At 39.5% G+C, this 2,635-nt stretch carries 2 protein-coding genes; both read left to right on the top strand.

Translation table 11 applies throughout. The annotated features are described in order from the left end of the window. Window positions 1-623 precede the first annotated feature (623 nt). On the top strand, window positions 624-1,331 hold the full coding sequence (locus XEN7305_RS00170) for a hypothetical protein (RefSeq protein ID WP_006507261.1): 708 nt from the start codon (window positions 624-626) through the stop codon (window positions 1,329-1,331). Between the two features lie 70 nt (window positions 1,332-1,401). Beyond that, window positions 1,402-2,635: DUF11 domain-containing protein (locus XEN7305_RS00165; protein WP_006507260.1), on the top strand; the 1,234-nt coding region annotated here is incomplete at its 3' end.

Raw genomic sequence — 2,635 nt, 5'->3', positions numbered from 1 at the left:
TCTAATAACGTAATTGCGAAACTTCATCCCCATTTGGATATTTCAGTTCATGATCTAGGTGATGGTAATTGGACTTTGACATAGTTATCGTCTTATTAGCTAAACTTACTGATACTCAAAGCTAATCAAGAACCCACAACCAATGGTTTGTGGGTTTTATTTTAATTTAGAAAATACCTAAGACATATTATTTCTTCTCGTATACTCAGCTTCAAGTCTCACCACAAAACATCCGTACTAAACAAAAATTGAGATGACATTCTTCACTAATCGTAATTTTTTGCTAAAAAAAATGCAAATATTTGGCCTTTAAAATTTATTTTTGAAAAGTGAAAAAAGAGATTAAGGCTGAACAGAAGAAGATTATATTTCGATAGTAATTTAGAATGTTTTTTATTAACTTTTATGTATTCTCAAACACATTGAATTTCGAATAGGATGATGAACCAATGCTTTTACTATTATGCGATCCCCCCCCCAGCTCAATGAATGTGTTTCGCTATTAGCCCAAAACTTTAATCCATCAGCCAACTTGCTTAATGTAAAAACTTTTTGTACGACTGGCATAATTTATTTTCAAGGTTAAACTATGAATGCTAAAGACGTAGCTTAAGATATTTTTTATGGCAAAAAATCTCAAGATTAAAGACTTCTCAATTGTCATCGCAGTTAGAGATCATAATCCCGATATTTTAACCTATGATTTTCTTAAAAGTAGTGGGGCTATGGCCACGGACTGGGAATTGGCAAGACCACCAGTTTTATCAGACCGATCAACTAAAATTGTCCTCAAAAATGGCATCAGGATTAAGGCCAAGTCAGGTAATGTTTCTGTTTCCGAAGGAATGGTTGAGCCAAAAACTTCTGAGGGGATGAAAATCGCAGAACTAGTGAGTAAATATGCTGCCGCTCTACCTAATTTAGATTATCGTGCCGTGGGGATCAAACCTCGGCTATTTGCTACTTTTGGCGATAGTTCTGAGACTGCCCATAAATATATTACAGAAAAAATCCTATCTCCTGGTGCCTGGCAAGAAGTAGGGGATAAAACCATGCAGACTGGGATAAATATAATGTATAGCCTCAACAAAGTGCCACTGCGTTTGAATATTAAAGAAGCAAAGTTACAAATGTTCGGGCAAGAGGCAATTTCTTCGATTCTATTCTCTGGGAACTTCCACCATGATCTGGTTAGGGAAAATGAGAAAGACAAGTTAAATATTCTGCAAAATCAGCTTAAAAATTGGCAAACCGATTGGGATGCTTTCCAAGATATATTGGCAACCAAATTTTTGAATCAGACCTCTTGGAAGTCAATTATGGCTGCATGATAAAGATTTTTAACACAATTGTTCGGGCAAAAAAACAACACAACAACTTATCCAACAAGGAGATTTAACTATGGCTGGTGGTGATTATAGTCTTGACTTTAGTGCTGCAAACCCTAATAATTACCCCAAAATTATTGGTTCGCTATTCACAGTAATCACAGGCAATCCTTTGCCTTCTGGTCGAGACCCAGGTGACGATTTAGCTGGAGCTGAGGATGATACTAGCGTTGAGTCTCTATCCCCCGGAAATTTAGCCATAGGGCAAATTGTCCCGTTCTTCTTCCGAATTGAGGTAGATGCAGGTGCACCTCCAGGAGATAGTATAACCTTTGTTGCTGGCTGGGATACTGAAACTACAGCAGGGGGTGACTATGGTTACGATGAAGATCTTGGCGTTCTTGCCGCCTTTGTTGATACCAATGATCCCAACACTGTCAATGATACAGATGCGACGGTAAGTAGTCTCAACTGGTCAATAGTAGGAACGGAAATTCAAGGCACCTTTGTAATTGACAATCTCGACCCAGGAGAAACTGTAGTTGTCGAAGCCTGGTTGGTTCTTGATGATGAAATCATGGAGCCTGTTCAGGGAAATACTGTTCAATCAAGACTAATAAGTGCAGAAACCTCTGGAACTGTTGAGACTGGAGAAACTATTAATACTGGTAATCAGACCGTACCTCTACAACAAGTCGGTCAGTTATTTAGTCTCGAAGCCGATCTGTCGGTTATCAAAAGTGATAATCCCAGCATAGTAACAACTAATCCTGATCCACAAGCTCCCACTACTCTACAAATAGGCGATCAGTTTACCTATACTATTGAGGTGACTAACAACTCTGATGAAGTTGTTGCCAATGGTGTAGTTTTGACAGATACTCTAGATCCTAACGTCGCTTTTGTTAGTGCCACAGTCACAGATACAGTTGGATTTATCACCCCAGACACCAATATTGTTCACGATGGCTCAGCTAATGGTGGGACAATTACAGGCGACTTACAATTCCTTGAGCCTCTCGAAACCGTTACTGTCGAAGTCACTGTTGAGATTCTGGACACGGCACCTACTGATGGAGACGATTCCCTCGCCAATGGAGATTTATTTAATAACGTCACTGTCACATCAATTAACGATACGAATACAGCTAATAACTCTGATATAGAGCCGACGGATGTAACGGCTGATCCTGAGTACACGATTTCGAAAACAGTAACTGATGTAGGAGGAGATGGTGCCGGTGGTTCTGTAGATGAAGCAGGGGATGTGGCCAGCTACGAGATTGTCGTCACCAACGATGGCAACA

The organism is Xenococcus sp. PCC 7305 (assembly GCF_000332055.1).
Lineage (GTDB): Bacteria > Cyanobacteriota > Cyanobacteriia > Cyanobacteriales > Xenococcaceae > Xenococcus.
This window is presented reverse-complemented; position numbering and strand designations above follow the sequence as displayed.